Here is a 4321-nt window from a genome sequence, read left to right on the forward strand (position 1 = left end):
GGAAATAATATTCCCCCTCGACTCTACCCAACACAGAGTTTCGTCTGGACTATGCTGATACTCCAATCAATGAACTATTAGCTTACGCTAAACGTTTCTATGGATTAAAAGATTTGGACGCAGTGCGCGAGCGACGCAAGGCTCACAAACAACAACGTGCAGCTAGATTTGCTGAAGCGTCTTAAGTATCTACTGCTAAAAACAGTAACCCCACATTTAAGTGGGGTAACTTTTTGCCCACCCACCCTCACCCGTAAAAACTGTATTTTTGAGGCTGAATTCGCATAACCACACCTGAACGGACGGACACCACTACCGTTACAAAAATTAAATTTACTTAATATTTCGTTACGATAAGGGCATTGAGAGAAAAAACAAACTTCTCAATGCCCATGTCACAGGTAAACGCCATGAATAGCACAATTCGGGTTGGCAACCTTTTTGGAATACCTTTTTATATACATCCGTCCTGGTTTTTAGTTCTAGGTTTGGTAACTTGGAGCTACAGCAGCGGACTAGCGGCACAATTTCCCCAATTAGGTGGAGGATTGCCTTTGGTACTAGGATTAATGACGGCACTGTTGTTATTTAGCTCAGTTGTCGCCCATGAATTAGGACACAGCTTTGTCGCTATTCGCCAAGGAATTGATGTTAAATCAATTACACTGTTTATATTTGGTGGACTGGCAAGCTTAGAAAAAGAATCGCCAACTCCAGGAGCAGCTTTTTGGGTAGCTATTGCCGGACCAATAGTTAGTTTAATGCTATTTGCTACAGCGACAACAGTTGGTTTTGCGACTGCTGCATCTGGACCGTCGGCTGCTATCCTGGGTCTACTAGCTTCTGTTAATTTGACATTAGCTCTATTTAATCTCATTCCTGGCTTGCCTTTGGATGGAGGTAATATCCTCAAAGCAATAGTTTGGAAAATTACTGGTAAATCCTATAAAGGAGTGGTTGTTGCCAGCCGAATTGGACAAATCTTTGGTTGGTTAGCGATCGCCTCTGGTCTAATTCCTTTGCTATTGTTTGGCAGCTTTGGTAACTTCTGGAACTTGTTAATCGGTTTCTTTGTGCTACAAAATGCTGGTAATGCTGCCCAATTTGCGAGAGTGCAAGAAAAACTCACAGGTTTAACAGCAGCGGATGCTGTAACTAACGATAGCCCCATTGTCAAAGCGAATTTGAGTTTAAGAGACTTTGCTGATCAACGGCTCTTAAATGCTCAGGAATACCGTCGGTTTTTGGTGACAGATGAGCAAGGACAATTGTTAGGAGCGATATCAGTTGATGACTTGCGAACTATCCCGAATACATTGTGGGCAGAAACTCAAGTCCTCAAAGTGATGAAACCAATTGAGCAGTCTAGCACTGTACAATCGGATCAACCGTTGCTAGAAGTAGTACAGTTACTCGAAACACAAAAGTTATCAGCACTGACTGTAATTCGTGAAAATGGTTTTCTGGTTGGCATTTTAGAAAAAGCTGCAATTATCAACTTACTTCAGAACAAAGTACAAACAAAATTTGCATAACTTCTTCAATTCTCCAAATAAAAACTCAAAATTGCCTTGAAAAGAAAGCAGTTTTGAGTTTTTGATGTTTGTATATAGATAAGTAAGCTCATCGTTATCTATGTTTTCCAACCAATTCTCTATTAGTATGGGTTTTCAGCCCAGTTTTATTTAAGTTAAATGCTGATTAGCTTATTCAAAAAATATGCTCCTACAAGGCTGTAATTATGGAATCAAGAAAACAGCTATATATCCGGTCTAAAAAACTTATCCAAAACCAGACACATCGGGAGAAACCATAGATTTAAATGGCTGGTTAATTTACGTTATAGACCCAGACATAAATTTAGGCTGAAAAATCACTTTTTTTTCACAGGTACAGGTAGAGGTTTACAACCAACACCACCAAATGTGGCAATTCTCGGAGTAGAAAATTGACTGGTCATTAACTCGTGAATCTTCTGATTAGACAGTTGAGTTTTGTTAACTTCAATTGTTGGTTTCGCTCCTCTTTTATTTACATAAATAAGGAGATCCGCCCAATAAAACTGGGGTTGAGAAGGTTGAGAGTATTCAGGATAACAGCCTTTAGAACTAATTGCTAATTTATGAGCTACAGCAGACATTGATGGTAGAGGAATACCTGTGCGAACCAATTTTGCTTCTTCTACTAGACCCCACAAACGTAATTTGTGCTTGATACAGCGTTTACCGTCTTTAACTGGAGCAATAATATTATCACAAATCTTTACTTCAACATCATACATTGGTGGGTAATTAGGTATAGATGAAGTCTGAGCTTTGGCGATATTACTTTGGCTATTAGTGCTTAAATCAGCACTTGCATTAGTGCAAGCTACTAAAATTCCTCCTATTACTAATAGCCAAGTTAAGCGAAGTTTGCGGATCATCATTTATTTCACTCCTATTTCACAATTAAACAACTAACAACTAATTTTTTGATTGAGAAACAAACTTACGTTGATTAAGAGGTTGCACCCAAAGAGTACAAAAACCTGATACGGCTTTTTTGCTGCTTGCTCCCATTTCTAGAGTTACCCCTAAGCGTTTTACTTCCTTCGTACAAGTTAATTGACCAGCACTATCTCGACTCAATAAATCTCGATTCCATTCCATGAAATTACGAGCAAACTTACCTTCGTTAGTGGTTGTCCATGCCAAAGCATTAGCTTCCTGTTGAGTCAATTGGCGTGAACCAGTTGGGTCTAAATTGCTAGATTGATACCAAAGCATTGCCCCTATACCCAGAATTCCACCCACTGTTGCGGTAATCAATAAGAGTATTCCAGCGACAATTAATGATGGAACTGAATGAATGGCACGCTCAAATTCTGTATGCTTAATTAATGTCGTGACTGCATGAGCGATCGCTTTCTGTTGACCCTTGACTGCTGCTTTTTCATAGCTTTGCAGATGCTCATAAAGTTGGGTTTGCCACTGGTCAAACATTGTCTCCATTTCTTGAGGACTGTCTTCTAACAACACTTGTAGTCTGCCAGTAGCAATCATCATTAGAAATGCTGGATCATCAGGGTCAAGTCCAGTTTGAACAACTATTTCCCAAACCCTCGCTTTAAAAGCATCATCCTTACCACGAATAGCTAAATCTAGTAAAGTAGGGTAAGGAATTCGACTTAAACCTCTACCTCTAGCAGCAACTGAATCCAAAAAATCATCATCTAAATCGAGTTCTTCAGGGTGATAATTCTTCATAGAATAACTGGTAATTAGGAAACAAGCGAGTCTATGACTAAGTAGGTTGACGTTAAAAATAGTCGTTGGGGCAAGGCAGGGTGCAGGGAGAAAGAGTTTGAGCTTTCTTTACTTCTCTTCACATACCTTTAAATTTTTCGGTTAACCTACTTAAAGCCAGACTCCGCTATTAGATTGAAGAGTGTCAAATAGGTTATTTTTTGGGAGCAATTCTCCGACTAGTATTAGCACTATCAGTATTAGCACTATCAACTTTTTCTAATGGGGGAGTAATTGAAGCTACTGGTGGGTTCCAAATTTTAGCTTTTTCAATTTCCTCAAAAGCTTGCTTGAGAAAACTATGTAATCTCTGTCTACCTAATATCCCTAAATCTTTATAATCTTTAGCTTCAGAAAAGTTTATTCGTTTCGCATCAAGGATATTCCGTTCTCGGTAACTAAACTTGGGAAAATCAATTACTGGGACTTTGTAAGTCTTGATTAAATCGTTTAACTCCTGATTTTCGTCTATGTGTTTCCAATCATCACATAAACCAAAGTTACGGATAAATATATGTTTGACCCTCTTTTCAAACCGTTCGATAGATTGCATAAATAACTGCACACTATCATATCCTCCACTACAAACAAACCATTTATGTATCTTGACCTTGTTTTTACCGCTAATTTCTAAAATTTGATTACGCTCAATCCAATCGGTTACTGCTGGATAAACTTGAGCGGGTAAGTTGACAATCACAGCAGTTTCAAGTGCCAAATTAAAGATTTCATCAGCTTCATAAGCTTTGCGCTCTGATTCACTAAAAATGGCTGTTTTATGATTGTCTGGGTAAAATGCACCTACATCTGGATTACTTTGGTCTGCTTCCACCAATTCATAAAGTAATTTATTGTCAATGCAATATTGCACCATGACTCTGGCAAACAAAGACTTACCAACACCACCTTTTTCACCATCAATGAAGTGAATTGCAGCCATCTTATTCTCTCCTTTGTGATTTAACTATGTTATTTAACTGTAGTTTTTCACTCTCCCCCCACTTTCGAGAGTTTATAGGGTAGGTAGAAGTAGG

General features: G+C 38.7%; 4 protein-coding genes. 1 reads left to right on the forward strand and 3 read right to left on the reverse strand.

The features are described from left to right. The first annotated feature begins 410 nt into the window (after positions 1 to 410). The gene (locus FJR05_RS04320) at positions 411 to 1535 is read left to right on the forward strand and encodes a site-2 protease family protein (protein WP_168642969.1); all 1125 of its coding nucleotides are present in this window, start codon (positions 411 to 413) and stop codon (positions 1533 to 1535) included. 338 nt (positions 1536 to 1873) lie between these two features. Here FJR05_RS04320 and FJR05_RS04325 read toward each other — a convergent pair whose 3' ends face one another. The 3 genes from FJR05_RS04325 to FJR05_RS04335 form a co-directional block, all read right to left on the reverse strand. Then, positions 1874 to 2428, reverse strand: coding sequence for a hypothetical protein (locus FJR05_RS04325; RefSeq protein WP_168642967.1), 555 nt, complete (start codon positions 2426 to 2428; stop codon positions 1874 to 1876). 37 nt (positions 2429 to 2465) lie between these two features. Then, positions 2466 to 3248 carry a DUF2207 domain-containing protein gene (locus FJR05_RS04330; RefSeq protein WP_168642968.1) on the reverse strand — a complete coding sequence of 261 codons (783 nt, stop codon included), beginning with the start codon at positions 3246 to 3248 and terminating at the stop codon, positions 2466 to 2468. Positions 3249 to 3441: 193 nt separating this feature from the next. Next, positions 3442 to 4227, reverse strand: a complete 786-nt coding sequence (locus FJR05_RS04335; protein WP_254446714.1) for a mobilization protein — start codon at positions 4225 to 4227, stop codon at positions 3442 to 3444. Positions 4228 to 4321 lie beyond the last annotated feature (94 nt).

Origin of the sequence: Dolichospermum sp. UHCC 0259, from assembly GCF_009711935.1 — a bacterium.
Taxonomy (GTDB): Bacteria; Cyanobacteriota; Cyanobacteriia; order Cyanobacteriales; family Nostocaceae; genus Dolichospermum.